At 54.1% G+C, this 26,862-nt stretch carries 22 protein-coding genes; 14 read left to right on the top strand and 8 right to left on the bottom strand.

Annotated features, from left to right (window positions below):
* The first annotated feature begins 4 nt into the window (after positions 1-4).
* The 8 genes from ACQKPZ_RS22340 (at position 5) to ACQKPZ_RS22305 (ending at position 10,775) form a co-directional block, all read left to right on the top strand.
* The gene (locus ACQKPZ_RS22340) at positions 5-964 is read left to right on the top strand and encodes a hypothetical protein (RefSeq protein ID WP_427542271.1); all 960 of its coding nucleotides are present in this window, start codon (positions 5-7) and stop codon (positions 962-964) included.
* Entirely contained in the window at positions 961-2,970 is a 2,010-nt protein-coding gene (locus ACQKPZ_RS22335; protein ID WP_427542268.1) for a transposase, read from the top strand. The genes ACQKPZ_RS22340 and ACQKPZ_RS22335 overlap by 4 nt, the downstream gene beginning before the upstream one ends.
* Positions 2,967-4,310 (top strand): ATP-binding protein, encoded by a 1,344-nt coding sequence (locus ACQKPZ_RS22330; protein WP_427542265.1) that lies wholly within the window; start codon positions 2,967-2,969, stop codon positions 4,308-4,310. Before ACQKPZ_RS22335 ends, ACQKPZ_RS22330 begins: the two co-directional genes overlap by 4 nt.
* Before the next feature lie 376 nt (positions 4,311-4,686).
* On the top strand, positions 4,687-5,166 hold the full coding sequence (locus tag ACQKPZ_RS22325; RefSeq protein WP_427542262.1) for a hypothetical protein: 480 nt from the start codon (positions 4,687-4,689) through the stop codon (positions 5,164-5,166).
* 18 nt (positions 5,167-5,184) lie between these two features.
* Positions 5,185-6,534, top strand: coding sequence for a serine/threonine protein kinase (locus ACQKPZ_RS22320; RefSeq protein WP_427542259.1), 1,350 nt, complete (start codon positions 5,185-5,187; stop codon positions 6,532-6,534).
* Between the two features lie 17 nt (positions 6,535-6,551).
* A complete protein-coding gene (locus ACQKPZ_RS22315) occupies positions 6,552-7,709 on the top strand; it encodes an ATP-binding domain-containing protein (protein WP_427542256.1) in 1,158 nt (385 codons plus the stop codon).
* A complete protein-coding gene (locus tag ACQKPZ_RS22310; RefSeq protein WP_427542253.1) occupies positions 7,706-9,049 on the top strand; it encodes a hypothetical protein in 1,344 nt (447 codons plus the stop codon). The genes ACQKPZ_RS22315 and ACQKPZ_RS22310 overlap by 4 nt, the downstream gene beginning before the upstream one ends.
* Before the next feature lie 487 nt (positions 9,050-9,536).
* Positions 9,537-10,775 carry a hypothetical protein gene (locus tag ACQKPZ_RS22305; RefSeq protein ID WP_427542250.1) on the top strand — a complete coding sequence of 413 codons (1,239 nt, stop codon included), beginning with the start codon at positions 9,537-9,539 and terminating at the stop codon, positions 10,773-10,775.
* Between the two features lie 672 nt (positions 10,776-11,447).
* Here ACQKPZ_RS22305 and ACQKPZ_RS22300 read toward each other — a convergent pair.
* The 3 genes from ACQKPZ_RS22300 to lpdA all read right to left on the bottom strand — a co-directional run bounded on the left by ACQKPZ_RS22300 (position 11,448) and on the right by lpdA (position 16,885).
* Positions 11,448-13,211 carry a UvrD-helicase domain-containing protein gene (locus ACQKPZ_RS22300; RefSeq protein WP_427542247.1) on the bottom strand — a complete coding sequence of 588 codons (1,764 nt, stop codon included), beginning with the start codon at positions 13,209-13,211 and terminating at the stop codon, positions 11,448-11,450.
* Positions 13,208-15,112, bottom strand: a complete 1,905-nt coding sequence (locus tag ACQKPZ_RS22295) for an ATP-dependent nuclease (RefSeq protein ID WP_427542244.1) — start codon at positions 15,110-15,112, stop codon at positions 13,208-13,210. Before ACQKPZ_RS22295 ends, ACQKPZ_RS22300 begins: the two co-directional genes overlap by 4 nt.
* Positions 15,113-15,484: 372 nt before the next feature.
* Positions 15,485-16,885 carry a dihydrolipoyl dehydrogenase gene (gene lpdA / locus ACQKPZ_RS22290; protein ID WP_391131271.1) on the bottom strand — a complete coding sequence of 467 codons (1,401 nt, stop codon included), beginning with the start codon at positions 16,883-16,885 and terminating at the stop codon, positions 15,485-15,487.
* A gap of 205 nt (positions 16,886-17,090) precedes the next feature.
* Between lpdA and cfaB the strand changes: the two genes are divergently transcribed.
* A complete protein-coding gene (gene cfaB, locus ACQKPZ_RS22285) occupies positions 17,091-18,275 on the top strand; it encodes a C17 cyclopropane fatty acid synthase CfaB (protein ID WP_427542241.1) in 1,185 nt (394 codons plus the stop codon).
* Positions 18,276-18,424: 149 nt separating this feature from the next.
* On the opposite strand, the gene cls is transcribed toward cfaB, so the two are convergent.
* Positions 18,425-19,864 carry a cardiolipin synthase gene (gene cls / locus ACQKPZ_RS22280; RefSeq protein ID WP_427542238.1) on the bottom strand — a complete coding sequence of 480 codons (1,440 nt, stop codon included), beginning with the start codon at positions 19,862-19,864 and terminating at the stop codon, positions 18,425-18,427.
* Between the two features lie 131 nt (positions 19,865-19,995).
* Here cls and ACQKPZ_RS22275 point away from each other — a divergent pair, with 131 nt between their 5' ends.
* Positions 19,996-20,523 carry a DUF3617 domain-containing protein gene (locus ACQKPZ_RS22275; RefSeq protein WP_391131277.1) on the top strand — a complete coding sequence of 176 codons (528 nt, stop codon included), beginning with the start codon at positions 19,996-19,998 and terminating at the stop codon, positions 20,521-20,523.
* On the opposite strand, the gene folE2 is transcribed toward ACQKPZ_RS22275, so the two are convergent.
* Both folE2 and ACQKPZ_RS22265 read right to left on the bottom strand, forming a co-directional pair.
* On the bottom strand, positions 20,507-21,412 hold the full coding sequence (gene folE2, locus ACQKPZ_RS22270) for a GTP cyclohydrolase FolE2 (RefSeq protein WP_427542235.1): 906 nt from the start codon (positions 21,410-21,412) through the stop codon (positions 20,507-20,509). The two genes, ACQKPZ_RS22275 and folE2, sit on opposite strands and share 17 nt — an antisense overlap.
* A 25-nt stretch (positions 21,413-21,437) precedes the next feature.
* Positions 21,438-21,818, bottom strand: a complete 381-nt coding sequence (locus tag ACQKPZ_RS22265; protein WP_391131280.1) for a glutamine synthetase — start codon at positions 21,816-21,818, stop codon at positions 21,438-21,440.
* Between the two features lie 115 nt (positions 21,819-21,933).
* Between ACQKPZ_RS22265 and zigA the strand changes: the two genes are divergently transcribed.
* Genes zigA through ACQKPZ_RS22250 form a run of 3 tightly spaced genes read left to right on the top strand, consistent with a single transcriptional unit; the run spans position 21,934 to position 24,776 of the window.
* Positions 21,934-23,142 carry a zinc metallochaperone GTPase ZigA gene (zigA, locus tag ACQKPZ_RS22260; RefSeq protein ID WP_427542232.1) on the top strand — a complete coding sequence of 403 codons (1,209 nt, stop codon included), beginning with the start codon at positions 21,934-21,936 and terminating at the stop codon, positions 23,140-23,142.
* On the top strand, positions 23,139-23,765 hold the full coding sequence (locus ACQKPZ_RS22255; protein WP_427542229.1) for a DUF1826 domain-containing protein: 627 nt from the start codon (positions 23,139-23,141) through the stop codon (positions 23,763-23,765). Before zigA ends, ACQKPZ_RS22255 begins: the two co-directional genes overlap by 4 nt.
* A gap of 39 nt (positions 23,766-23,804) precedes the next feature.
* Entirely contained in the window at positions 23,805-24,776 is a 972-nt protein-coding gene (locus ACQKPZ_RS22250; RefSeq protein WP_427542227.1) for a CobW family GTP-binding protein, read from the top strand.
* On the opposite strand, the gene ACQKPZ_RS22245 is transcribed toward ACQKPZ_RS22250, so the two are convergent.
* Positions 24,777-25,169: a DUF3301 domain-containing protein gene (locus ACQKPZ_RS22245; protein ID WP_391131289.1), complete on the bottom strand. Its 393-nt coding sequence runs from the start codon at positions 25,167-25,169 to the stop codon at positions 24,777-24,779. It abuts the gene before it with no gap.
* A 121-nt stretch (positions 25,170-25,290) separates the two neighbouring features.
* On the opposite strand from ACQKPZ_RS22245, the gene pdxY reads away from it, so the two are divergent.
* Positions 25,291-26,163, top strand: a complete 873-nt coding sequence (gene pdxY, locus ACQKPZ_RS22240; protein ID WP_427542224.1) for a pyridoxal kinase PdxY — start codon at positions 25,291-25,293, stop codon at positions 26,161-26,163.
* Here the strand turns inward: pdxY and ACQKPZ_RS22235 are convergent.
* Positions 26,160-26,645 carry an acyl-CoA thioesterase gene (locus ACQKPZ_RS22235; RefSeq protein ID WP_003253263.1) on the bottom strand — a complete coding sequence of 162 codons (486 nt, stop codon included), beginning with the start codon at positions 26,643-26,645 and terminating at the stop codon, positions 26,160-26,162. The genes pdxY and ACQKPZ_RS22235 overlap by 4 nt on opposite strands.
* Between the last annotated feature and the right edge of the window lie 217 nt (positions 26,646-26,862).

The raw sequence follows: 26,862 nt of genomic DNA, 5'->3' as shown, positions 1-26,862 counted from the left end.
TGAGATGACTCTGCAACAACGCTTCGCACTGATAATGGAACGCCAAGCCGGGTTCAAATGGGGGGACCAGTACGCCCCCTCTATCATGGCGGTTCCAGGTGAGGCACCGAAGACCTCCAGACCCAGTCGGCTTAACAGTCGCTTGCTGGGCCGCACTATCCATACACTCTCGCGACCTGAGCGCGTATTCACTCAGTTGGCTCTCTATCATCCTGGTCTGTTTGATTTGCATGAGCAGAAGATGCTATGGCCAATTAACAGCTCGCATCCGCTGTTTGGGCATCCTCTGATGCATGGGGTTTTCCCTCATCCAGTACGGGGAACAACCGACATTGCGCAGGAGATTGGCTTCCAGCACTTCGAGATCGTAGTACAAGGTTCCGACGGACAACGAGAGAGAATGCCTTTCCCCTACCAGGGAGACCTACTGCTCTACCTGCATGGAAAAAATGGACCTTATGCACTGAATTGGACGGTCAAGGATAGGAAAGATGCCTTTGGCGAACGCAGGAGCGGCCAGTCCAAGACTCCCACGCAGCAGAAGAAGGACAGAACGAAAGCTAAGCTTCGCGCAACGCTTGAGGAAGCCTACTACGCCAGTGCGGGCATCAGAACCGTTCAGGTATCCCTGGACCTGCTCCAACCCACGCTCGTTCAGAATCTGGGGCTACTGTTCCCAATGCATGGTCTTCCCCTGAGGGTAGAACCCAGCTTGCTGGAGGATTTTAGCTGCGCGGTGAAAGAAGCTGTTGATGAAGGCGTGCCACCGGCGCTGATTGCTATCCAATATGCAGATCATTGGGGCGCACGTGATCAGTTCATCTGTCAGATCTACCAGGACATCTGGTACCGCCACCTTCCGGTGAGTCTGCTCGATCCGATTTTGATTGATCAGCCGCTTCAGAAAGACGGGCCCGATGTTTTGGCGGTGTATGGCTGGCTCTTTGAGGAGTGTTCCTCATGATGATGGGGTCGCGCATTGTTGCGCCAGAAGGCTACAAGTCACTGCAAAAAGGTGAGGTATACCATTTCTTGCTCAGTGATGGAGTCAACAATCGGGTTCGGCTGGTCTTCTTCAGTAAGGCTAAGAGTAGTCTGAAAGCACAGCTGATTACTTTCGGTCGCATCGAGTTTGAGGAGGCGCTTGAGAATGGCCTGTTGATCGAAGAAGCTCCGGATAAGTTTCCTCCCTGGCTCGCCAATATCCAAGGCGTGTCGATTCAACATCTAGAAGAAAGTCGGAAATCAGCTCAAGAGAGTTATGATCAGAAAGTCAATCGTAGGTACTTCGCAATCGCCGGTCTAGTCGAACGTGCCAATAAGATACTGTCTGGTGACAAACTTTCCCGAGAAATTGCCGCACATGCCAAAGATCAATCGCCACCGCAAAACCCTACCCGGCTGCGGCTTTGGTTCTTAACGTACATCGTGTTCGGGCGGAACAAATGGGCCCTGCTGCCTCCATTACACCAGGCCGGCCGGTGGAGTCGTGAGGATCATGCCTGCAAGCAAAGGCTAGGGAGGCCTTCGCGTAAAGGCAAAAAGTGGGGATTCCATGCTGACCGCACGATGCGAGACAAAATACTTGAGGGCTTCCTTTGTGAGAAATCCAAGCATAAAACACAAGGTCAGATTTACAGCGACGTGCTTACAAAGTTTTTCGGCTGCATATCTGTCCAAAAGAAAGGCCCAGGGCATAAATTCATTCATCCTGACGGTAAACCCTTCCCCACGGAGCGGCAGTTTTGGTACGCGATAAAAAAACGAATTCCCCAGCGTGAACTGTCTTTGGCGCTCAAGGGACGCTATGACAGTAGAAAGCTTTCTGGCTCCGAAGGTGAGTTTGCCGAACTATTGACCAACATTAACCAACTCGTTGAATTTGACGGGTATCACTTCTTCGAAAACCCTGCAGGGATGATTGAGGGAACTGCACAGAAAGGTTATTGCGTTATACGGGGCACATGCGGGCTTTCTGGGGCGGTCACGGCAATCGGTTTTTCCGAGGCTGGCGAAACCATGGAAGCTTACCGGATGGCGCTTTTTTGCATGGCAATCAACAAAGTCAAATTCTGCGAGCTTTTCGGATTTGTCTTGGATCCCGAAGAATGGGCTTGTGAGGGGCTTTCGGGTGACATCATCTTTGACAGAGGCCCAGGAGCGAACTTCGACTGCTTACCAGAGATAAACTGGCTCGGAGCGTTCGAGTTGACGCCAACCTTCTCAGGCCAATCCAAAGCCACGGTTGAGTCGTCTCATCCACGGGATAAACATCCGACAGCCCAGCCAAGCCATTTCCTCAGCGATAAGAATTTCATCTCGCTGGCGCGCAGGGAGCTCTGGAGGGTTGTTATTGACAATGCTTCGTCTGTTGCCACAAGGAGACTTAATGACGACATGGTCTTGGCTGGCGTAAGGCCAACCCCACAGGGCATCTGGGATTACTGGGATGCCCGAGGGCGAAACTCGGCTATTTCAATGGAGTTCGAAACTGCAGTCAGAACTTTTTTGACCCCTACGCCGGTCAGCATCACTAGGGATGCGGTTTACCTGCACAAACGGAAATACCGATCTGAAGCTTTGATTGCAACCGGGGTATTTGATCGCGCTGCTAGGCATGGTGTGATTCAGACCACTGCCTATGTGCTGACAATGTGTGTGAGGCACATCTGGATCGAGGTCGAGGGTGTTCTCTATGAGCTCGATGTGATGCGCTCTGTGAAGACGACAGAGGGAACAATCGATTTGACCCTTCGAGAATTGTGCGAGCTTGGCCAAATGCGGCGCGACAGCGAAGCCGATCTCGAAGAGGAAATTCCAGCGACAAGGTGGTTCTACCAAAATCGTTTCGAGCAGGCCACCGGTGAAACGTGGGGTGGGGGTGTACGTAAGCCTGGTGGGGCACCCAAGAATGCTGCTGCCAAGCGCGACAGTGCAGACGTTGCTCGTTTCACAGGGAAATCGCAATGAACGCCGCAATCGAATCACGGTTTGACGGATGCTTTGAGATCGAGCAAATCCGCAAGCGTGTGACCGTTCAACCTGAACCGTTGGGCGACCTCAGCAAATTGAATCCAATGATCGCGGGTGAGGTGGTATTGGACAGGCTGAAGCAGATCTACCTGCCCAATCAGTTTTCGCTGACCTTCATCCAGGAAATGGTTGGGCGAGCGGATCTGTTCAGCCGAAGCTTGTTTACGAGTGAGCGCGATTACCAATCAAAAATCTACAACCCGCCGGATGTCGAGGTCGCACCCATCTGCTTAAGTGGCCTGGCCGGGGTAGGAAAATCCCAGACCATTGCGGCGCTGATGCGTTTGCTTCCGTCGAATGCTGAGTTCGAAAGCACCCATTTTCAGGACAACGTACCGCTGGTCTCCTATTGGTACGCAAGTGCCCGCGACAAAGCCCGCGGAAGGCAATTGCTCGCTGATTTCTTGCTGAATTTCGACCCTACTGAACAGAAAACCAACGCTTCCCAGCTGTTGAACTTATGCCGTTGCATCGTCCACAGGCATGCCGTATCACTTCTACTGCTGGACGAGACTCAGCATATCGTCAAAGGCCAAGGCACTGCCGTGGTGACCGACATACTCCTGACCCTGGCTCGGATAGGTCTGCCGATGATCTACCTCGCCAATTACAGCCTGTTGCACAAGCTCATGGGACGAAATCAGGAGGACACTCAGCGATTGTTGATCCAGCCCAGAGTCATGCAGCCGGACGATCCGGCCGGCACTGACTGGAAGGCATACGTCGCTGAGTGCGTCAGGGTAAGCAGCGGCCAGATACGAGCCAATGAGGGGGAGTTCGCTGCGGAGCTCTACCGCTTGACCTTCGGACTGAAGCGATTGGCCGTGCACCTGCTGAGCCTTGCCTACATTGAGTGTCGCAAGGCCCGCAGAAGCCACATCGTGCTGAGTGATCTAAGCCAGGCCTACCGGTCTACGGAGTACTCCAGCAGCAGGAGAGATGTAGAGGAGTTGTACCGGATAGCGGTGGAAGGCCCTAGAGGGACGAAACGGAAGGACCTCTATTGTCCTCTAGAGGTGCCGCCCACCCACACATCCAACATTGTGCAGTTCGCCAGGCAGGAGAGAGACGAACGCGTCACTGCACTGGCGATCGACTCCTCCATGACCGAGCAGGAGCGCAAAGCGATAAAGCATATCGAGTCAGCAAGCCGAAGCCCCCACGCCAAACCCCCGCGGCGCAAGCCTTTACCTAAAGCCACCCTTGGTGAAACTCAGGTGGCGTTCGCGAAGTATGTAGAGGAAATGAATTCGGGCAAGCCTAAAAAACCCAGCTGAAAAAATGCCTGGCGGATAGAGCGTGTAAACCACTTTTTTACCTGTAAACCTAGGTGGTTTACAGGTAAAAAAAGTGGTTTACAGGACCAGTAGCGATCTGGCTCGAATGATACAGCCTTGGGTCGACAGCATACAGACCATCTTCAAGCCTGAGTGAGGTCTAGAGAAGCGCCGATCGTCGCCCTTAACCTATCGGTCTGGCCGGCGGGATGGACCGGCAAGCCTGGTTTATACGGCCAGTTCCTTGACTCGTTGAATGTATCTATGATGGGCGAAGTCGCAAGGTCACCCTCGCTGTGACTAAGAGGCGAGTGAGACTACATCTACGGGCCAATCCCATGCGTTGTCAGGACGCTCCATTCAAAAGGAAGCAATAATGGTACCAATCGGCCGAAAGCTTTTTCGTGCGCATTCCCGCAAGCACCTGACAGGCGCTACTGGGGAGTTCTCCAATCCAAATCTCCAGAGGGCAAGAAAACCCCGGGATATGCCGCTGGCCACGCACCAGATCTTGAACGAATGGTTCCTCGACCGGTTCGGTGTTGCCTATCGAGAAAAATCGCTATTTTGTACGGGGGATCCACTCATCGCTGCTGGTTATGTTACCAGTGCTTCTTCGCTAATATTAATTGAGCCAGTTGGTAATTATTCAGTTTGCTATAGCCCTAACTGTAAAGATCTATTTAGTGTTTATCAATTCTACTGGAGTACTTCAAATCCCAGCGCTCTAGAGATACGTACACGTATGGATGGTCTCGATTTTGTCCAACATCAAAATAGTGGGCTTAGTGAGGCAGCCGCTACTGGGTGCGAGGTGATGCTAGTCGCCGAAAGCTTCCGCTACCAAATTTGCTAATTTTGTGAGTCATGTAAGATGGATTTTGCAGAAGCTAAGTTATTTTCGGACACCCTTATGGCAGGCCCGGATATAGCGGGATGGAAGCCAACAGGTTATATTTCACATGGAAAATCTGCTGTTGTATTAAGTGCGCAACGTGGTAAGCAGGCAGCAGTAATTAAAGTATTTCACCCAGTTCTGGTTGAACAGTATGGCAGAGAAGCACAGCAGATACGAGTCGATCGCGAGCGTAGTTTGATAGATAAGCATCATGACCATATAGTGGCTATTATTGATGCAGGGTTGTGTGAGAAAAATGGACACTTTTTCGTAGTAATGGAAGCCGTAGAGGGACAGCCGCTGAGTGATGTTTTGGATGTAATACCTTCTGACAAGATTTCTTTGTTAATTGAGCAATTAGCTAGCGCAGCTATGCAGCTTGAGCTATGGGGGATTACACATCGGGATATAAAACCAAGCAATATACATGTGAGTGAAGACTACTCATCTTTGAAGTTGCTAGACTTTGGAGTCATGAAGCCGCATGACGACGATTCCGCTACACTTTTGCAAGTGTCCAAAGCTTTCATTGGTACACATCAGTACAGCCCGCCTGAGATGATACATGGTCGTGAAGAAAAGTCACTAGAAGGCTGGCGTGCTATTACCTTCTATCAAATCGGTGCAGTGCTACACGATCTCATTGTCAGAAAACCTATTTTTCACCATGCTACAGCGAGACATGCTGATCTCGTACTGGCTATAAACCATGAACAAGTCGTAGTTGTATCCAATGAAGTTGGCGATCATTTGTGCAGCCTTGCGACCCGATGCCTCGTAAAAAATCCTAGGGAAAGGATTGATTTGGTTTCCTGGGAGCATTTCATGGGCTCCGCTCATGAGTCAGTTAAGCCATCGCTTGATGAAAGGAAGCAGGCTCTTCAACGTAGGCTGAAGCTTAATAATATTTTAAATCCTGCAGACGCTCTAGAAAAGCAAGAAAATCGTCGATTGGAGGAAGTTAGATTAGTTCAGACAGTAAACGCTGCCAGGGAAAAGTTTGATATAGCACTTGCAGCGCTACACGGATTCATGCCTTCCAGAGCGACCTCTGTTGACGGGCATGTGTATCCAAATCCTGCTATCACGTACTCGTTTGATCCAGCACCCAAGCTTGGCCTTAACACTAAATTCCGGTTTCAAATCGCCATTGAGGTTTTCAACGATCGGCAAACCGTAGATGTACATGTCAGAGCATCTAAGGGTTTGGACAATACAGAAATTGGTTGGACCAAGCTTGGGCCTGCTTTTACGAATTTTGAAAATTTCTCAGAAATTTTTCAAGAATGGATGATCACTATAATTGAAGAGTTGATCGCCGATTAAACAATGGAGGTTTAGTAGTGTCTAGCACATGGTGGGTTGATGAGAGTGAGTTGCTTGACGAGCAAATCCAAGTTCTTGAAGAAGATCTTGATAAAGACCTAATACTAATGGGGCCGCCTGGAAGTGGGAAGACAAACTTACTTCTACTTCGCGCAAATCATTTAGTTCTTGCGTCACCTGATGCGGAATTTTACATTGTTTGCTATACCAGCTTGTTGAAGAACTTTGTTCGTACAGGTGCGGATCTGTACTCATTCCCAGCGAACCGCATCATCACTCAGCGCAAGTTGCTGGAACAGGTACTTGGTGATCACGATTTTTTGCCTCCGCGAAAAGCAGGAGAATCCTACAGTGAACGGGAGGCGGCTCTAAAAAATGCCATGACTGAACTGATGAGTCGTGGTATGGGTCATAACTCATATCCTGTTATATTTGTTGATGAGGCACAAGATTACTCTGTCGAGGATCTTAATATTTTTAAGTATCTAGCCAAAAATTTATGCTGTGCTGCTGACTTGCGCCAAGGAATATATGGCTCCGGTGCATCTGGATCCAAATGGCTTAAAGAGTATTCGTGGGCGGGATCCATCACTCTCAAATATCACTATCGAGTAGCTCCCGCGATCCTGAAGATAGCCGACAAGATAATGGCCGGAAAATTCGGGCATACTCCAATGCTCGATACTCATGAATATAAGGGTGATCCGGGTGATGTGGATGTTGTCGGGGGTGTCAGCCTTGATGAACAAGTTCGGCTTCTTAGTAAAAAGTTAATTAAGCAATTAGCGATATATCCAAACCAAACGATAGGTGTACTAGTTCCCCGTCGAGCAAAGGTTAGAGAAATATTCGATAAACTTATAATGGATTCGGGTTTGACTGGTTCTGTTACTAATGCTATGGCAAGTGACTTTGATCCTAACCTACCTATATGGGTGAGCACGGTCCATTCGTCCAAAGGCCTAGAATATCGATGCGCTCATATAGTTTCAGCTGATGAGCTTTCGAGTTTTAATGAGCACGAGAGACGAGTTGTTTTTATGGCGGTTACAAGAGCCAAAACTATATTGGATATATATCACCTAAATCCTCTTCATGCTTTCTTTGCTTCCGCACTTGCAAAGCCTAATACGGACAAAGTCTCAATCAAGAACTTATTCGGTAAGAAAATATGAAAAAATTTCAAGGTGTAGATGTCGAACACAGTGAGCTCCTACGCATTCTTTCACGCCCTGGAGAGGCAAAGGCCAGATCATACTCCTTAACAAGTTCTGAATTTGGAGGCTATTTGTCTGCCAGTCAGTTGCGTGTCTTATGGGAAAATGATAAATGGCAGGAATCTGATGCGCCATCTATAGTTATCGGTAATAGCTATGATGTAAGTAATATTCTCCCCCGGCTGTTGGCGCTTCCAAGCGCAGTGATGCCAGTAACCTCTATCACAAAGTTTTGGAATGTAGAAGATTTTAGCATTAGTAATCCATTCGATATTAAGTCGCTTGAAAAAACTACTGCCTTGGGGTTTGTCGGTCTAATCATAGGTGAGCTTACATCGCTTATTAGCTCCGTAGATGAACTTCGAACTATGGGGATGGACTCAGTTCGTCGTACTTTGTCTTTCGTCTGTGCTCAGTCGATCATTAGAGGCTGGAAAGGTAAATCGCTAGCTCGTCTCGCTGATCGTTGGTTGGAGGCGAGTGTACTGACTGATAATGAAGTTAATCCATCTGCAATCGCTAATATTGTGAGTGTCTCAGATTTTTTATGCACGCTTTCTGATAGTGTACACTTCGAAAGCATTTCGCCTGAAGTATTAGGTCAGCGAATCCAATTGTGGCTAGAAGCTCAGAAGCACCGGGACCAACGTGATCTTCTCAAACGTTCAGTTCCTCAGATTGCTCGTGAATTGAGATCTGTTAGCAGCCGCGAGAAAAGATATGATATTGTAATGGAAGCCCTTCAGAGCTCTGTTGGTGGAGTCTACAGCGCTCTAGAACAAGGCTTTCTTATCAGCTTAATCGAACCAGGCTCATTTGAATTCGTAAATCTAGCTAAAAGTATGGACCCCGCTGGATTAGTTATGACAGCATACGGCGCATTCGTAGTCATGTTAGGTAATGACTCTGCGCTGAGAAACTTCAATGGCTTTGGAGGTGTTGTGTTGAGACAAGCGTTTCAACAAAATACTGATGTGAACTCGGATATTTCAATCGAGGAACTCAACATTCTTCTTAATAAGCGACGGAGTGCCCCTCTTCAGTTTCGCACGCGCTCGCCATGGCTAATTGAGGTAGAAATTGCACCGATGGTTGTGGGCTGCTTTGCCAACGTTGCCAGACGGAAAGCTTCCTCGCAAAGAACTCTAGAAGCTTCGGAAGCAATTGAGCGCCAAGAGGCGCTACGTGGGAAGCTTATAACAGCAATGCGTGCTTTAGAGGATGTTTACGGTATTGTGGATAGGGAGCACCTGCGCCCTGATAGCACGTTTGGAAAGCCCCGAGGACGGAAGAAGTAAGACATTCTCTATGCTTTGGCCGGGGGAATTGACCCCGAGACATGGCTGTAGACACCAGCGAACCGATGACACACGTCGAGCCCTGGGAAGTTTTGTAATTGAACTAGCCGAAGTTGCCCAAGGTGATAGGGGATGGTCATCGTGGTGTTGGCTGACACTGAGTCTGCGGACTTTACCGAAGCCAGAGAACCACGATGACCAGGGCGGATACTTGCAAGTAGATTACAGATTGTGAAATCTAGAGTCGTTATGTGTGCCTAAGGCACTCTAGAACACAGATTTTAAATGAGCCATATATCGCCCTCATACCGACGATCATAGAAGGCCCCAACGCTGACCACTCATGAGGATGCGCATTTTGCACGGAGGCTCCTGGCGACGCGAGTGCATCACCCATCGCTTGAAATGGAATCGTGACCGGCAGAGAACGACCCTTAGATACCTTTCAAGGTAGGCAAAACCGGCATTGAATCGCTCTTCGATCAGGATGCTGCACCGTCATATTCAACGAGGCGAGAATCGTCAAACGATAAATCTAGCCAATATGGCTTTTGGAATTTGGTTAGCTGATGAACTCTCAAGGCCCGACTGCAAAGCACTTGAGAAAACCTCAAAACAGTGGCATCTTGACCTCTATCCAGAGTTCTTAGAGCATCGTAGAAGCTTAATCGAGGTTACCCTTCGCGAGGTACAAAGATTAAAAATTCTACCTACTAACTCCTTTAACCACTTACTTGAGGAATTTATGAGTTCCGTAGTACGCTCACAGCGCGTAGAGTCATTGCATGCCGATTACGATGAATTAATCAAAAATTATAGGGCGCTCAAGAAGAGTCTTGACTTTGGGGCTCCAGTTGAAAATACAAAGCTATGGCACTATAAAAAAGAGCTGGGTAGAATTAGTGAAATGGATCTACCTGCAATTGCTAGACTTTTCGGAATTATAAACAAATATTGTAATCTCAATGAATTGTTTAGAAGTGACCGCAATGTAATTGTTGAAGACCAAAAGCTGATAGACCTTCTTGGTGGTAAATTTATTTTAGATGACGAGAATGAAAAATATAATCATAGCTTTTTTGAAGTTTCTATGGCCGGCAGGTTTAGCAAGGTCTTTTCACAAAGTGCAGAAATAGACCTGTCGACTGAGTGTGATGTAGTCATAAGCTCTCAAGGGCTTGCGATCGAATGTAAATATTTACACAGCGAAAAAAAATTTCGGAGCGAATTTTCGGATGGTGCTTCTCAACTAAATAAACGCATTCAAGCTGGGCAAGCAAAAACCGGAATAATAGCTGTAGATATTTCAAATCTTGTCGACAGACAAAGAATCTTCGAGTTTAGTCAAGATCTATTTTCTCTGTTTGTCAAGAATTACGAACTGCTTGTAGAGAGTAGATGCTCGCTCTCACATGGAATTGCTGCGGATGGAATATTAAATTCAATTCTTAGCGATCAGAATTTCATAGGTCTTATAAAAACATATATAGGCCATGAACTGGAAATGGTTTTCCAAAGAAACCTTAAGAAATCTGAGCGCGACAAATTAAGCGACGCAATAGTTGGTGTCTTTTATCAAGCCAATCTGGATCTATGCTTTGAATATAAAGAGTCCATCCATCCTGTTCCACTAAGAAGTGCATGTTATTTTGTTAACATGGAACTTGAGGATTCCGCCTACGACAGAACTCGAAAGCTTTTCAGGTCCATGGCTGTCGGAATCTAGTGCCATGCGCGGTTAATTACTTAATCATAAATCTCGTTTTCATTTAAAGGAAAAAATGAACTAGATCAACGAATGAGCAGCCCACTACACTAGCCGCAGCTTGACTTCCGCCAACGGCTGCTATGGGTCCAGGCTGGGTGAAAACGCTTGCGATTGTCTAACCTTCTGATCGTTGAGATCGTGGCGGGGACGATCATGAAGCGATTCATTGAAGGTGAATCCCGGACGCAAGTCACGTTGCTGCCCGAGTGTCTGGACGATTATATCACCGAAGACTGAATCTCCAGTGTCATCTCTGTGAGGGCCGGCCACCGCCATGCATCAGATCTTGATTGACACGCGTGCCGCCTTGGATAACCTTGCGATTGAGGGCTGCAACTGCGCATTTGTCGGGCCTGGGTACCAGCATGAGCCCCCCCCGCAATTTTGGCAGCAGAGGAAGCTGGTTCCTCTGAAGTAGTGACGGCGGGCATTGCCGGTCGGATTCTGAACCCAAGGTCGCCAGACTGGGAGCTAAAGGATTGCTGCGACTACTCCTCATCCCTTACTGAAAAGGCACGCGTCGGTCGTGAAGGATCGCCGGGTCTGAATCTTCGGACGTTTGTGGTTTTCATAAAGCACCTGTTAGCTTGAGAGTGATGAGCCCGCCGGACACAGTGAGAAAGGGGGTATTCACTCGACCGTTGGGTCTTTCTTTAAGCGTTTACCCGCCTTATCGGCTGGCACCTCTGTGAAGCCAGCCTTGATGAGGTCCTCTCGCACTTCGTCTAAGCAGCTGTCTGGAACGGCTAGCCAGAAAAGATTTTTCGCTCTCGTCAGTGCCACATAGCCGATGCGGCCGTCCTCCGTCTCTGTGCCGCCCAGCATCGCGCAGATGTTGGCCTTGGTCGCGACATAGAGCACGGCTCCTATGGACTCGCCTTTAACCTGGTGAACAGTTTCAACCCTCAAGCCATGTGGCTCCTGCTCACCGGCCTTGGCGCCAGTGAGCGGGATGTCTTTCAAGCGCTTTTTGGCCATCATGTGACCGAAGGTAGCAATCGTTTTTAGCGCGAACTGTTGGTCAATTTTTGCGAGTAGTGCGCGCAGATTGCCCAAGAGCTTCGGATGCCACTCTGCGCAAGCTTGCAGCGACGAGGAGGGAAGCCCCGTCTCGGCATCTCGAACAAATGCCCACAATAATCGCCTGAGCCTCAGCAGCCACTCCTCGTGAGGCGAAGCCTGTAGCGCAGAGCTGAGGCCATGCGGAGCATCGTCAATAAGGCTAACCACCGCGCTGCACACTAGGCGGAAAGCATCTCTTAACCGACCCTGTTGGTCACGGGCAAGTGAAGCCTCCGCGAATAGCTTCACCGTACCTTGTCCTGGAGCCGCTGGCTTCCCTGAAAGCTTCGCGGCTCGATCAGTTCCTCTGCTTAGAATGACTGAATCTGAAGCCTCAATTCCCAACTCACTGAAGCGAGCTTTGAACGCCGTGATGAGATGGGGAATTCGGGTGCCCTTGTAGCCAATGAAAAACGCTCCGCCTTGATCAGCTTCCCTGTCTGGCTCATCGTTGCGGCCGCAAAGCCGGTTGGCAATATCTATGATGGGGGGGAGGGAACGGTAGTTGCGCGTAAGCTTATAGTCTTGCACTCCCGGGCGGTCGGCGTAGGTTTTCAAAAACATGCCATCGGCACCGGCGAAAGCGAAGATGCCTTGGTTAACGTCACCGATCAATGAAACCTGGGCGCCCGCATTGATCAGTTGCTCAAGGATTGCCTGATGCATCGACCCCAGATCCTGCGATTCATCTACCAGAATTTGGGGATAGCGAGTGACGAGCGCTCGCAGAATTGCAGGTTGTTGAATGAACGTTCGATAGACCCAATAGCGCCCCAGCTCATGGGTATACGCGCCAGTACGCCCTAGCTTCTCTATCAGTGCTCTGGCCTTCCCGCGGTCAAGCTTTTCAACGCCAGCACGAGCTTCGATAAAAAAGACTGCTTTTCCAGCCTCTACGCCCACTTGCAGATCTTTAAGCGGGATAGGGCGCTCCTTCTCCTGCTCATTCCTCCAGTACTGGAAATTGTTTAAGAAGGGTTCTGATCCCGACACGAGATAGGCGGCTTGCGAGGCGCCCATGGAGCGGAAGGCATGGGGGCGTAGAACATGCTGGGTGAAGAAGCCATCCAATGTGTCCACCTCTACGCGCTTACGATTGGCGTCGTCTGGTAAACCTGATGCGAGCTGCGCGTAACCTTTGTTGAAGGTGTTCACAGCGACATTGGAAAACGACAGCAGCAAGACCCGCCCGCGGTGATCTGCGAGCTTTTCCCGAATCGCGATGAGTCTGCGGATTGCCGTGGCAGTTTTTCCGCTACCGGCGCAGGCGGTAACGGCCATGGCCTGTAATGGCGCGTGGATCACTGCCTTTTGCTCATCGGACAATTTCATAGCTTGCCCGCTCCTTGGCAAACGTGCTTGATCGCCTGCTCAAGGTACGCAGGAACTTTGCATCCAGGTGTCAGGGAAATCTGCTCGGCGAGCGCTTGACCGAAACGGCCTTTCTGAACGTTGCTACGGCTGTCCTTGCGCTCGAACATACCGCAGAACAGCGCCTTTGCTTTCGCAGTGTTGTCTGGTGTAGCGTCTACGATCTTACGCAGCGCCTTCGAGATATTCGGATGAAACTCAGCCAATGCTTTCAGCATTGCGTCTCGATTTTCCTCATGCAAAGCTAGGTCATACTCCAGTGTCTTAACCCCGTGGTGCACTTTTACATACTGGTCTTCGGACGCCTTCATCTTCAAAGTGTTGCTCGATACCTGAATGGCTTCGCCTAGCCCAGGATAGACAGCCTTGCGCTTGACCTTTTTCTTCTTCCCCTGGCCATCACCGGCCTCCAAGTCGGCAGGCTCTTCGATTTCTTCTTCGTTCAGTGCGTCGGTCTCTTCAAGATACGCCGCCTCAGCGAGGAGCTCCTCCGCGACCTCCGCATCAGTCAGTTCTGCTCCCGCTAATTCAGGTATCTCTTCCTCTTCAAACGGGTCGGCATCTGTGACCACAGACACAGGTATACGCAGTCCTTTCTCACCGAACAACGGGAGGAACGAGTCAAAGTTAAGTCCCTCGACGCTGATGAGGCTGATGCCGTAATCCTTCAAATCGAAACCCAGCCGTTTCGCGAGAGCGTCCACCAGCATGAGCTCGGCGGCGCCTTCGACGAAAATGACGCGACGGGCGAAAAACAGCTCTGCCCGGGTCACGTCCAAGTAGCGTTCGAGCTTCTCTCGCTTACCCTTTTCGAACTGGACATCGCGAGGGAAGAAAGTCTCTACACCTGCATCGTTCTCGACCAAGCACACCAGGGACTGAAGCTTTGAATTGCTGGCGAAGTTTGGCGAGTGGCTGGTGACGAACAATTGCACAGGCTTTTCACCTTCATTCGTAGGAATGCCTGCCAGGTAGCTCAACAGCACGCGCTGCAGTTGGGGGTGTAGATGCGCTTCCGGCTCCTCGACAATCAAGCTGCGGTAAGCAGCCTCTGGGTTTCTGGCCAGTTCGCTCAGCACCACGGCCATGAAAATAAGATTGTTGAACCCAAGGCCGTTCTGCTCAATCTCCATGGACTGCGCGGTCATGGAAAGTCGAGCTGAAAGACGCTGGAAATCTGTTGCACTGAGTCCCACTGCAAGCACCTGCGCCAACTGCTCACCCATCATGGCGCCGTGGCGCGCAGAGATCGCGGCATGGGTATTTTTGATCGACTCATTCTGCTGCAACTGGTCATCCAGGTCTTTCAGCGCGGCGTTGATTGCCTCTCGGCCTTGGTCATCAGTCAGTAAGTGGAGCAAGCGAGCCAGCTGGCTGTTGCGGCTGGGGCGAAGCCCCTGTGCGGCATCCCTCAAAGGCTGAAGATAGACCCCACGCAGGTTTTCCATCATGTCCGAAGTAAGAGCAATGTCCTGGTGATCTCCGCACCATCGTTTAACCCTGAAGCGACCAGATTGATCGGCATCGGTGTAGCGGACGTGGATGTGCGCTTCCATAGCGTTGTCAGCTGAGGGTTTCAGGGCCGCGATAAAGTCAGCCTCGTCATCAAGGCTCAGTTCTCTGAAAACAAAATGAAAGCTGATGTCGCCACCTGGTTCGCCTTCAAGAGGCCGGTGGCGATCGGCGATATCAAGACGTGGGTACGGCTCTTCGTGCCCGGCCAGAAGCGTCCGCAGCGCGTCGACAACGGCGCTTTTTCCCACATTATTGGGCCCGACCAGAACGTTCAGCCCGGGCTGAAATTTCAGTGTTGTGTCGCGCAGCTTGCGGAAGTTTTTTATGGCGAGTTCAGCGAGGTACATGAAAATCTCCATCCTTGATTTGCGGATGGAATCTCATTCGGGGTGGGATGTGCAATAGGGGTGTAGTCAAGCACTTGCCGAAAAAGGCGGAGCGTTTGAGGGCCTCAAGGTTTAAATAGAAAGTAGACTGCCGAAGAATCGAAAAAAGGCATAAAAATCAGTTAGTTATTGTCATTTACAGGCTTTTTTGTCTGGATGCTTGGCTCGATACCTAGAAGTCGCGGGCTGTGACAGGTTGGCGAAAGTGTCAGAAAGGTCCACAGCCTGCGTTCCGTAAGGCATTGAAAATACGGTCTTTATTGAGGAAAACCATGAAAGCCCTCCACGTGGAGGGCTTTCTTCTTTCTGCTATCTGGAAAAGAACCGCTTCGGTCAGATTTGCATCGCCATCCCGTCCACATTCATCGCTGCCTGGCGCAGGGCCTCGGAGCGGGTCGGGTGCGGGTGGCAGGTGAGGGCGATGTCTTCTGCCGAAGCCGAGAACTCCATGGCCACGCAGAACTCGCCGATCATCTCGCTGACGCTTGGGCCAACCAGATGCACGCCGAGGACTTCATCGGTTTCGGCATCGGCGATGACCTTGGCGAAGCCTTCGGTCTCATGGTTGATCTTGGCGCGGCTGTTGGCGGTGAAGGGGAACTTGCCTACTTTATAGGCACGCCCTTCGGCTTTGAGTTGCTCTTCGGTCTTGCCCACGGTGGCCAACTCCGGGCGGGTATAGATTACCCCAGGGATGAGGTTGTAGTTGACCTCGTGCGGCTTGCCGGCGATGCGCTCGATGCAGGCTACCGCTTCGTCTTCTGCCTTGTGCGCCAGCATCGGGCCGGAAGTGACGTCACCAATCACCCATACACCTGGCACTGAGGTGCGGTGGTGTTGGTTGCCGAGCATGCCGCGCTTGTCGGTTTCCAGGCCCACGCTTTCAAGGTTCAGCCCTTTGGTATAAGGGCGGCGGCCGATAGCTACCAGCACGTAATCGGCCTGCAGCGATTCTGCGCTGCCGCCGGCGGCAGGCTCCAGCGTCAGGCTAACCCCATCGGCACTCGCAGTGGCTTGGGTGACTTTGCTACCCAGCTTGAACACCATGCCTTGCTTGGCGAGTGCCTTTTGCAGGGTCTTGGCGGTTTCCGTGTCGGTACCTGGGCAGATGCGGTCGAGGTACTCGATGACGGTTACCTGGCTACCCAGGCGACGCCACACCGAACCCAGCTCCAGGCCGATCACGCCGGCACCAATCACTACCAAGTGCTTGGGCACTTGCGGCAGCGACAGCGCGCCGGTCGAGTCGATGATGCGCTGGTTATCGATGGTCACGCCCGGCAGAGGGGTGGGTTCGGAACCGGTGGCAATGACCACGTCCTTGGCCTGCAGCACCGTTTCGCTGCCATCTTCAGCTTTCACCACAACCTTGCCGGCGCCATCCAGGCGGCCCCAGCCTTTGACCCAGTCGACCTTGTTCTTGCGGAACAGGTATTCGATGCCCTTGGTCAGGCCGGTCACGCTCTCGTCCTTCTGTTTCATCATCTGGGCGAGGTTGAGGGTGGGCTTTACTTCAATGCCGAGGTGGGCGAACTCTTCACCGCTGGCGGCCTCGTACAGTTCGGAGGCATGCAGCAGTGCCTTGGAGGGCATGCAGCCCACGTTCAGGCAGGTGCCGCCCAAGGTTGAGCGGCCTTCCACACAGGCCACGCTCAGGCCCAACTGGCCGGCTCGGATGGCTGCGTTGTAGCCGCCAGGGCCACCGCCGATGATCACCACGTCATAGGATTTCATGGGTTCAACTCCAGGATGAGGAAGCGAGAGGGGCACAAGGTTAAGCCGAGACGCAAGAATTGTATACAATCCACCGTATGGATAAGATCAGTTGGTTCTAGACCATGGTCTTGTTTAGAGGAAAGCTCCCACGAATGAACTACTCTGATCCGGCGACGTTCGAAATATCAGGCGTCGTGGCCAATTTCGGACAGGAGGGTCGTTCATGCTTGCGCAACTTCCACCGGCACTTCAGAGCTTGCACCTGCCGCTGCGGTTGAAACTGTGGGACGGCAACCAGTTCGATCTGGGGCCAAGCCCCCAGGTCACCATCCTGGTCAAGGAGCCACAGCTGATCGGCCAGCTGACCCACCCAAGCATGGAACAGCTGGGCACTGCATTCGTCGAAGGCAAGCTGGAGCTGGAAGGCGATATTGGTGAAGCCATCCGTGTATGCGATGAGCTGAGTGAAGCGCTGTTCAGGGAGGAAGATGAACAGCTGCCGCAACGCCTGTCTCATGACAAGCACACTGACGCCGAAGCCATTTCCTACCACTACGACGTTTCCAACGCGTTCTACCAGCTGTGGCTGGATCAGGACATGGCTTATTCGTGCGCCTACTTCCGTGAACCGGACAATACGCTGGATCAAGCGCAGCAGGATAAATTCGACCACCTTTGCCGCAAGCTGCGGCTGGACGCGGGTGACTACTTGCTCGATGTCGGTTGCGGTTGGGGTGGGCTGGCGCGTTTCGCTGCACGCGAATATGGCGCCAAGGTATTCGGCATTACCTTGAGCAAGGAGCAATTGAAGCTCGGCCGCCAGCGAGTGAAAGCCGAAGGCCTGGCCGACAAGGTGGAGCTGCAGATTCTCGACTACCGCGACCTGCCGCAGGATGGACGCTTCGACAAGGTTGTGAGTGTTGGCATGTTCGAACATGTCGGGCATGCCAACTTGTCGTTGTATTGCCAAAAGCTGTTCGGGGCAGTGAGGGAAGGGGGGCTGGTGATGAACCATGGCATCACTGCCAAGCACATCGATGGCAGGCCGGTTGGGCGCGGCGCGGGTGAATTTATCGACCGCTATGTATTCCCCCATGGCGAGCTACCCCACTTGTCGATGATCACCGCCAGCATCTGTGAAACAGGGCTGGAGGTGGTGGATGTGGAGAGCCTGCGTTTGCACTACGCCAAAACCCTGCACCACTGGAGCGAGAACCTGGAGAACCAGCTGCACAAGGCGGCGGCGCTGGTGCCGGAGAAGACCTTGCGAATCTGGCGCCTGTACCTGGCCGGGTGTGCTTATGCGTTCCAGAAGGGGTGGATCAATCTGCATCAGATTCTGGCGGTCAAGCCGTATGCCGATGGGCATCATGACCTGCCCTGGACCCGCGAGGACTTGTACCGCTAGATCTGCATTGTGCCAACTTGTAGGAGCGGCCTTGTGTCGCGATGGGCCGCAAAGCGGCCCCGGGGTTTAAGCAGTGCCGCACAAGTTGCCGGGGCCGCTTTGCGGCCCATCGCGACACAAGGCCGCTCCTACAGGGACCGCGTTTAACATCAAAGGATCGGGGAGATAAGCCGTGCAATGCGCATCCCCAATTGCTGCAGCCGATGGGTATCGCGGCTGTCTTCAGCCGTGATCTCCTGTGCCTGCTCAAAGTCATCCTTCAGCATCTGCTCGACCTGATCGGCGAAGCCACGATCTACCGTAAGCAGGGTAATTTCGAAGTTCAGGCGGAACGAGCGGTTGTCCAAATTGGCGCTGCCAATCGCGCTGACATCGTCATCCACCAGCACCACCTTCTGATGCAGGAAGCCCGGCTGATAGCGGAACATGCGCACACCCGCACGCACCGCTTCGAAGGCGAACAGGCTGGAGGCGGCATAGACAACCCGGTGGTCTGGCCGAGACGGGATCAGCACCCGCACATCAACCCCACGCAGTACGGCGAGGCGCAAGGCGGCGAACACCGCCTCGTCAGGGATGAAATAAGGGCTGGTGATCCACACCCGTCGGGTAGCCGAATGGATCGCTTCGAGGAAGAACAGCGAGCAGGTTTCCTGTGGATCGGCCGGGCCGCTGGCCAAGGCCTGGCAAAGCACGCCGTTATCCGGGTAGGTATCTGGGAGGATCAGCGGTGGTAACTGGCGCGTGGCCCAGTACCAGTCTTCGGCGAATGACTCCTGCAGGCAGGCCAGCACTGGCCCGCTGATCTGCACATGGGTGTCGCGCCAAGGGGAAAGCTGGGGATGCTCGCCGAGGTATTCGTCGCCCACGTTATGGCCACCGATGAAACCGAGCAGGCCGTCCACCACCACAATCTTGCGATGGTTACGGAAGTTCACCTGGAAGCGGTTGAACCAGCCGCGGCGGGTGGCGAAGGCGTGGATTTGTACACCACCTTCCCGCAGTTGCTGGCTGTAGCTAGCTGGCAATGCATGGCTGCCGACGCGGTCGTAGAGCACGAAGACTTGCACCCCTTCGGCAGCCTTGCGCAACAGCAGTTGCTGTAATGCCTTGCCGAGGTTGTCGTCATGGATGATGAAGAACTGCACCAGCACCACATCGCGGGCTTTGTCGATGGCAGCGAAGATGGCATCGAAGGTGGCTTTACCATCAATCAGCAACTTCACCTGGTTATTGGCCAGACAAGGCATGCGCCCCAGTTTGGGCATGGCGCGCAGGGCTGCGTAGCTTTCTGATTCACGGGCGGTGAGGGCTTCTTCTACCCAGGGCCGCCAGTTGAGGTTGGCCATGGCCACGTGCATTTCCTGGTTGGCCTGGCGCCTGGCCTTGATATAGGCATAGAACGAACGGGCGCCAAAAACCAGATAAGGGATCAAGGTAAGGTAGGGGATGAAGAACAAGGGCATGGCCCAGGCGATGGCGCCTTGGGCGGTGCGCACGGTAAAGATCGCGTGCAGTGCGGCGACGATACCCAGTAGGTGAATCAGGCCGAGTAGGTAACCAAAAAAGTAGGGGCTGTGGTAATCCATATGCATCCTGCTTGCCGAGTACACTTGAGCTAACAGAACACGTTCCCGGCCCGCCTTGCAACCTGAAGGTGGATTTGGCGTCCAAGGTTCAGCCCGGCCCGCTTGGCCGGTTTTTCCAGGAGCGATCGTCCATGAAGATTCGTCTGCCACTGTTGGCGTTGGCCCTAGCTGTGAGCAGCCCTCTGGTGCATGCCCAGGTGCTGCAGCCAGGTTTGTGGGAGCTGACCACCAGCAACATGCAGGTCGATGGCAAGCCGTTACCCGACATGCAGTTCATGCTCAGTCAGTTGAAAAACCTGCCACCCGAGCAGCGCGCGATGATGGAGGGGGTGTTGGCCAAACAAGGGGTGACAGTGGGTGGCAACGGCGTGCGCTCCTGCCTCACGCCCGAGCAGGTGGCGACCAACGATATCCCCTTGCAGGACCCGAAGTCAGGTTGTACCCAGAAGATCACGGACCGTACCGGTAATGTGTGGAAGTTTCAGTTCAGCTGCCCCAAGGCGCAGGGTACTGGCCAGGCTACCTTTCTTAGCGACCGGGAATTCACCACTCAGGTCAGTGGTACCTTCAACGCCTCGGGTGTGCAGCAGCAAGGCAGTATGAACACCCGTGCGGTGTGGCTGGGCAATGATTGTGGCACGGTCAAACCGCGCAGCTGACGTCCCATTGCCATTGGCTGGTGGCAACGGCGTCGTGAGCATGCAGGCTTTCTGCGTGCTCAACGCGCAGCTTGAAGGCCGTGCTCCATTCCGTTTGCCGTAGTGCCTTGTGCAGTCGTCGTGCGGCGTCTTCACAGAACATCAGGTTCTGCCCATTGGCCAAGGCGAAGGCTTGTTCGTCCGCGCGCTTCACCGCAGTCTGCACAGCGGTACCCAAGCTTGCCTCAATGCAATCGATCAATTCGGTGATGGGTAATGCGTGTTCATTGCTGCGCAGCCGTACCTGGATTTGCGCGGTACTGCGTTGACTGTGGGGCGTGGCCACAATACCTTCGGCGCTACCAAGCCACTGCAAAACTGCGGATTTTTCGACCTGCTCTTCGCTGAAGTCGTCCAGGAACTGCTGTTGAATCAGCTGCCGTGCGAGTGCAGCGGAGCATGGACAGGTGGAGGAATAGGGTACGGAAACAGATAGTTCCACGTGGAACATTTCATTTTCTATTCGTGCATCGACCGTTACGGCATAGCTCTTCCAGCCTGCCAGTGGGCTGATCAAGGCCGGCCTTTTCAGCAGATGCTCAAAGCGCAGGCGCAGGTAGGCTGCCGAAGAAAGTCCTTCATGGCTGCTCAGGAAATCAGCCAGTAGCTGCCTGATTGTTAGCGGGGTGAGGGGCTGGTGCTCCAATGACTCCAGGGCAAGGTAAAGCCGCGACATATGGATGCCGCGTGAGCTGCCGTCTACCAGACTTACCCCAGCATCGATTTTGGCGGCTGCTGTGCGCCCTTCGAATTGCACAGGCAAGGCGATCCCGCACATGCCCACCCAGTCCAAAGGCAAGGTGTACTCCAGGGTTTGTGCAGCGATGTCGGGGAGCTTGAGCTGGGTCATCTGGAATTCCAAACAAAAAGAGTCATCACTGGCAACCGCCTACCAAGCTGCAATGCAGCTTGAAGCGCTGCCCGCTGGAACTGGATACGCGGTTCAGGGTGGTCCAGCCAACGCGACGGCTGTAACCCACCCAGGCTTCGCCATCGCTCGCCAGGCCGGTAAAAAAGGTCAACGTGCCATAGCGGCTGTTGGTTTGTGCCCACAGGCGCCGGCTGCCGGAGTCATAGCCGCGCAGGTAGAACGTGCTGCCTTCGCTGCGCACGCTGTAGTAGCTGCCCTTGCCGTCCTGGCAGGCAAGCAGTGTCGCGCTGCGGGTACACACCGCCAACGGGCTGCTCTTTGGCATGGCGAACAGCGAAGTGGGCATGGCGAGCAAAAACAACACCATGGCGCGTGGCAGGTTCATTTTTCATCCCCGGTGAATACGCGTCCGTCGAGAACGGCTTGGCGAAATTGTATTGTTACTTTATAACATTGTGCAATGCATCGTTTCGAATGCGCTCGCCTGAAGAGGTTTCGCCATGTCCAATCGTCTCCCCGTCACCGTGCTGTCCGGCTTCCTTGGCGCCGGCAAGAGCACCTTGCTCAACCATGTACTGCGTAACCGTGACAACCTGCGGGTTGCGGTCATCGTCAACGACATGAGTGAAATCAACATCGACGCCAGCGAGGTGCAGCGCAACGTCAGCCTTAACCGCGCTGAAGAGAAACTGGTCGAGATGAGCAACGGCTGCATCTGCTGCACACTGCGTGAAGACCTGCTGGAAGAGGTGGCGCGGCTGGCCGAAGAAGGCCGTTTCGATTATTTGCTCATCGAGTCCACGGGTATCTCCGAGCCACTGCCAGTTGCCGAGACTTTCACCTTTCGCGACGAGCAGGGCCGCAGCTTGTCTGATATGGCGCGTCTGGACACCATGGTCACGGTGGTCGATGGCCTGAATTTCATGCGCGATTACCAGGCAGCAGACAGCCTGGCTAGCCGTGGCGAAACACTGGGTGGGGAAGACGAACGATCGATCAGTGACCTGCTGATCGAACAAGTCGAGTTCGCCGACGTGCTGCTGCTGAGCAAGATCGACCTGATCAGCCAGCACGAGCGCGATGAGCTCATGGCCATTTTGCGCAGCCTCAATGCCCGGGCGCAGATCGTGCCCATGGTCATGGGCCAGGTGCCGTTGGCACGCATCCTGGACACTGGCCTGTTCGACTTCGACCAGGCCGCCCAGGCGCCTGGTTGGTTGCAAGAATTGCGCGGCGAGCATGTGCCGGAGACTGAAGAATATGGCATTGCAGCCACCACCTGGCAGGCCCGGCGGCCGCTTCATCCACAGCGCTTTTTCGACTTTATCCACAAGCCCTGGAGCAATGGTCGCCTGCTGCGCTCGAAGGGCTTTTTCTGGTTGGCCAGCAAGTATCAGGAAGCCGGTAGCTGGTCGCAGGCGGGTGGCATGATGCGCCATGGCCTGGCGGGTCGCTGGTGGCGTTTTGTACCGCGAGATCATTGGCCCCAGGATGTGGATAACACGACCGAGATCCTGAAACACTGGACCGCTGAGACCGGTGACTGCCGGCAGGAACTGGTGTTTATCGGGCAGAGTATCGACTTCGAACAGTTATCCACAGAACTTGATGCATGCCTGTTGACGGATGAAGAAATGGGCTTGGGCCACATGGGCTGGTTGCGCCTAGACGATCCATTTGGCCCTTGGTACCAGGAGGAGGCCGCATGAACCCGGCGCTCAAGCCTGTGGATATCTTTCAGGTGTTCGGTGAAACCCCTCAGGTGCTTACCGAAGTATTACGAGATGGCGTGAACCTGGCGGTTTGGCGCCGGCGCTTGCCGCCACAGCTGGAGGATTTTGCCGAATTGGTGGTCAGCCTTGGCCAACCGCTGGCAGATCAGCGCGTAATCGATGTGGACGAGCAACAGATGCCGGTTTTGCCAGACCTTCTGCGTGAAGCGGCCGACTTGCAAGGCTACGAAGCCTTCGTAGCCGATGTGACCTGGCTGGTGGCTGCCTACGCCTGTCTGCTGGGTGCACGGCGGGTCGGTTTGCGCTTGCGGGTACTGGCCGGCCCCATGTGCCCGCGTTTCCATGTGGATAACGTGCCTGTGCGGCTGCTTACCACCTACACAGGGCCCGGTAGCGAGTGGCTGCGAGAGCAGGAAAGCCCACGTGGTGAGTTACACACAGCACTTTCTTCTGTGGATAACATCCAGCATCTGCACGCTGGCCAGGTGGCTGTGCTTAAAGGCGAGAAGTGGCAGGGGAACGAAGGCGCGGGCCTGGTGCACCGCTCACCCTCGGGCCAGCAGGGGCGCCTGTTGCTCAGCCTTGACTGGCTAGCTTGACGGCGCATAGTGAGCTACCACCCCGCCTGAAGCCATCCCATGCTGCAGAACATTCCCACCCATGTGATTGCCGGCCCACTGGGGGCCGGCAAGACTACCCTGATCCGCCACTTGCTGGCCCAGCGCCCGGACAACGAACGCTGGGCGGTATTGATCAACGAATTCGGCCTGGTTGGCCTGGATGCGGCTTTGCTCAGCCGTGACGAAGATGGCATCGCCATCGGTGAGGTTGCGGGCGGCTGCCTGTGCTGTGTCAACGGTATGCCGTTCCAGGTGGGCCTGGGCCGGTTGTTGCGCAAATCCCGGCCTGACCGGCTGTTTATCGAGCCGTCCGGTCTGGGTCACCCGTTGCAGTTGCTTGCTCAATTACAGCAGGTCCCTTGGTCTGGAGTGCTGACAATCCAGCCATTGTTGATGGTTGTCGATGCGCAATCCATTGTGCGAAACGAGCCGCTTCCGGAGGCCCAGCAACAGGCTTTCAACGCGTCCGACAGCGTGGTTTTCAACAAGTCAGAGGCTGTGGATGAAATATCCAAGTTGTTGATAACTAATAAGTTTCCTGACAAGAACATACTCTGGTCCGTACAAGGTCAGGTGCCTTTATCAAGCCTTCCTGGCGGGGGCGCAAAGATTGTCGACAGCCCATTTGATGAAAACAGGATTGTCGACAATCTTGGGCGAGCCCCAACAATAGTGTGGACAGACCCCGGCCAGCCGATCTGTCTTGCCCAGGAGGGGGAGGGAGGTTGGAGCATTGGCTGGCGCTGGCACCCTGCGCAGCGTTTTTATCCACAGCGGCTAATGGCGTTCTTGCGCACTTGGCCATGGCGGCGTGCGAAGGGGGTTATCCACAGCGAGGAGGGCTGGCAATCATTCAATGGGCTGAATGGAACCATGCCTGACTGGCAGCCGAGCGACTGGCGCAGGGATACGCGTATCGAGCTGATTTTCGATCAGCCGCAATCGCAACCCGCATTGCAAGCCGGGTTGAGCGAATGCCGCGTGATCTGATCAGTTGCGCCAGCGATTGTGTTCCTGGCGCCACTGCTGCATCTCGATGACGTTGTCGGTGCGGGGCGGGGTCTTGATTTCGAATGGGTAGGGCGCCAGTTCGATCTGCACGCTGTGTGCGCCGAACTGGGTCACGGTACCGGGGTGGCGTTGCTCGCCGGTGACGGTGAACTCGAAGGCATAGATGCGTGCCAGGCGCTTGCGGCCATTGGCATCACGGACAAAGCCGATGCGCTTCAGTGCGACGGCGTCGTCGAGCAGCTCAAGGTCGAGCTTGGCGCAATGCTGTTTGACCCGTTCCAGGGCTTTTTCGCGCAACCCATGGTTGTGCCACAACCAGGCGCCTGCCGTGGCTACCAGCATCAGGACGAAGAGGTTCTCCAGGGTCAACATTTGCATATGCTCCAAACAGGTAGATCCAGCTTAACTGCGTCCCTGGCCTGTCGTACAGGTGGCAATCGAGTTCATACTGCGCTGTGCACAATCCTTTGAAACAGCTTTGGAAACTTCCCGCATGAAACGTACCCCGCACCTGCTCGCCATCCAGTCCCATGTGGTGTTCGGCCACGCCGGAAACAGCGCTGCGGTGTTTCCCATGCAGCGTATCGGGGTCAATGTCTGGCCGCTCAATACCGTGCAGTTCTCCAATCACACTCAGTATGGCCAGTGGGCGGGTGAAGTGCTTGCCCCGGCGCAAATTCCTGCGTTGGTAGAAGGTATTTCCAACATCGGCGAGCTGGGGCACTGCGATGCGGTGCTTTCCGGCTATCTGGGCAGTGCCGAGCAAGGGCGGGCGATCCTGGCCGGGGTCGAGCGTATCAAGGCGGTAAACCCAAAAGCGTTGTACTTGTGCGACCCGGTCATGGGGCACCCTGAAAAGGGCTGCATCGTGCCACCGGAAGTCAGCGATTTCCTGCTCGACGAGGCAGCGGCCAGGGCCGACATCCTGTGCCCCAACCAGCTGGAGCTGGACAGCTTCTGTGGGCGCCGCGCGCAGTCGCTGGAGGATTGCGTAAACATGGCGCGCAGCCTGCTGCAGCGTGGGCCGCAGGTGGTGCTGGTCAAGCACCTGGCTTACCCCGGGCGGGGCGAAGACCAGTTCGAAATGCTGCTGGTGACCGCCGAACGCAGCTGGCACCTGCGCCGCCCGCTGTTGGCGTTCCCGCGTCAGCCGGTGGGGGTGGGCGACCTCACCTCGGGCCTGTTCCTGGCGCGCGTGCTGCTCGGCGACAGCTGGGTACAGGCATTCGAGTACACCGCTGCCGCAGTGCATGAGGTTTTGCTGGAAACCCAGGCCTGCGCCAGCTACGAACTGCAGCTGGTACGGGCCCAGGACCGCATCGCCCACCCACGGGTGCGCTTCGAGGCGCAGCAGCTGGCGTTTTAAATCGCGTCGGTTTTCAGGTCCTGATAGCGCTTCTCCAGTTCCTGGCGGATCTGGCGGCGCTGCTGACCTTGCAGGAAGCGGCGCTTTTCTTCACTGCTGTGCGGCTGGCGCGGCGGCACCGGTACCGGGCGGCGGTTGTCGTCGACCGCGACCATGGTGAAGAAGCAGCTGTTGGAGTGGCGAACCGAGCGCTCGCGGATGTTCTCGGTCACCACCTTGATACCGACCTCCATCGAGGTGTTGCCGGTGTAGTTGACCGATGCAAGGAAGGTCACCAGTTCACCCACGTGCACGGGCTCGCGGAAGATTACCTGGTCAACCGACAAGGTCACCACATAGCTGCCGGCATAGCGGCTGGCGCACGCGTAGGCCACTTCGTCGAGGTATTTGAGCAGGGTGCCGCCATGTACGTTGCCAGAAAAGTTGGCCATGTCCGGGGTCATCAGGACGGTCATGCTCAGCTGGGCGTTTCCAGGTTCCATAGTGTGCTCACGGTGAGGTTGCGCTGAATCGGGCGAATGGAGGGCGTTATCTGCTGACACTTCTGTTCCCCTCTTTTGAATTTGCCTTGCTGATACGGGACGTTGGCTGACGCGCCATCGTCACGCTGATCATGCCATCAGCGGCGCGTTTCCAGCCGATCTGTTTCTGCATATTGCACCGGCTTTTTGCGGCGGGGTGCGATGTTAACCTGAGTAC

This window comes from Pseudomonas sp. NPDC089547 (genome assembly GCF_050280665.1).
Taxonomy (GTDB): Bacteria; Pseudomonadota; Gammaproteobacteria; order Pseudomonadales; family Pseudomonadaceae; genus Aquipseudomonas.
This window is presented reverse-complemented; position numbering and strand designations above follow the sequence as displayed.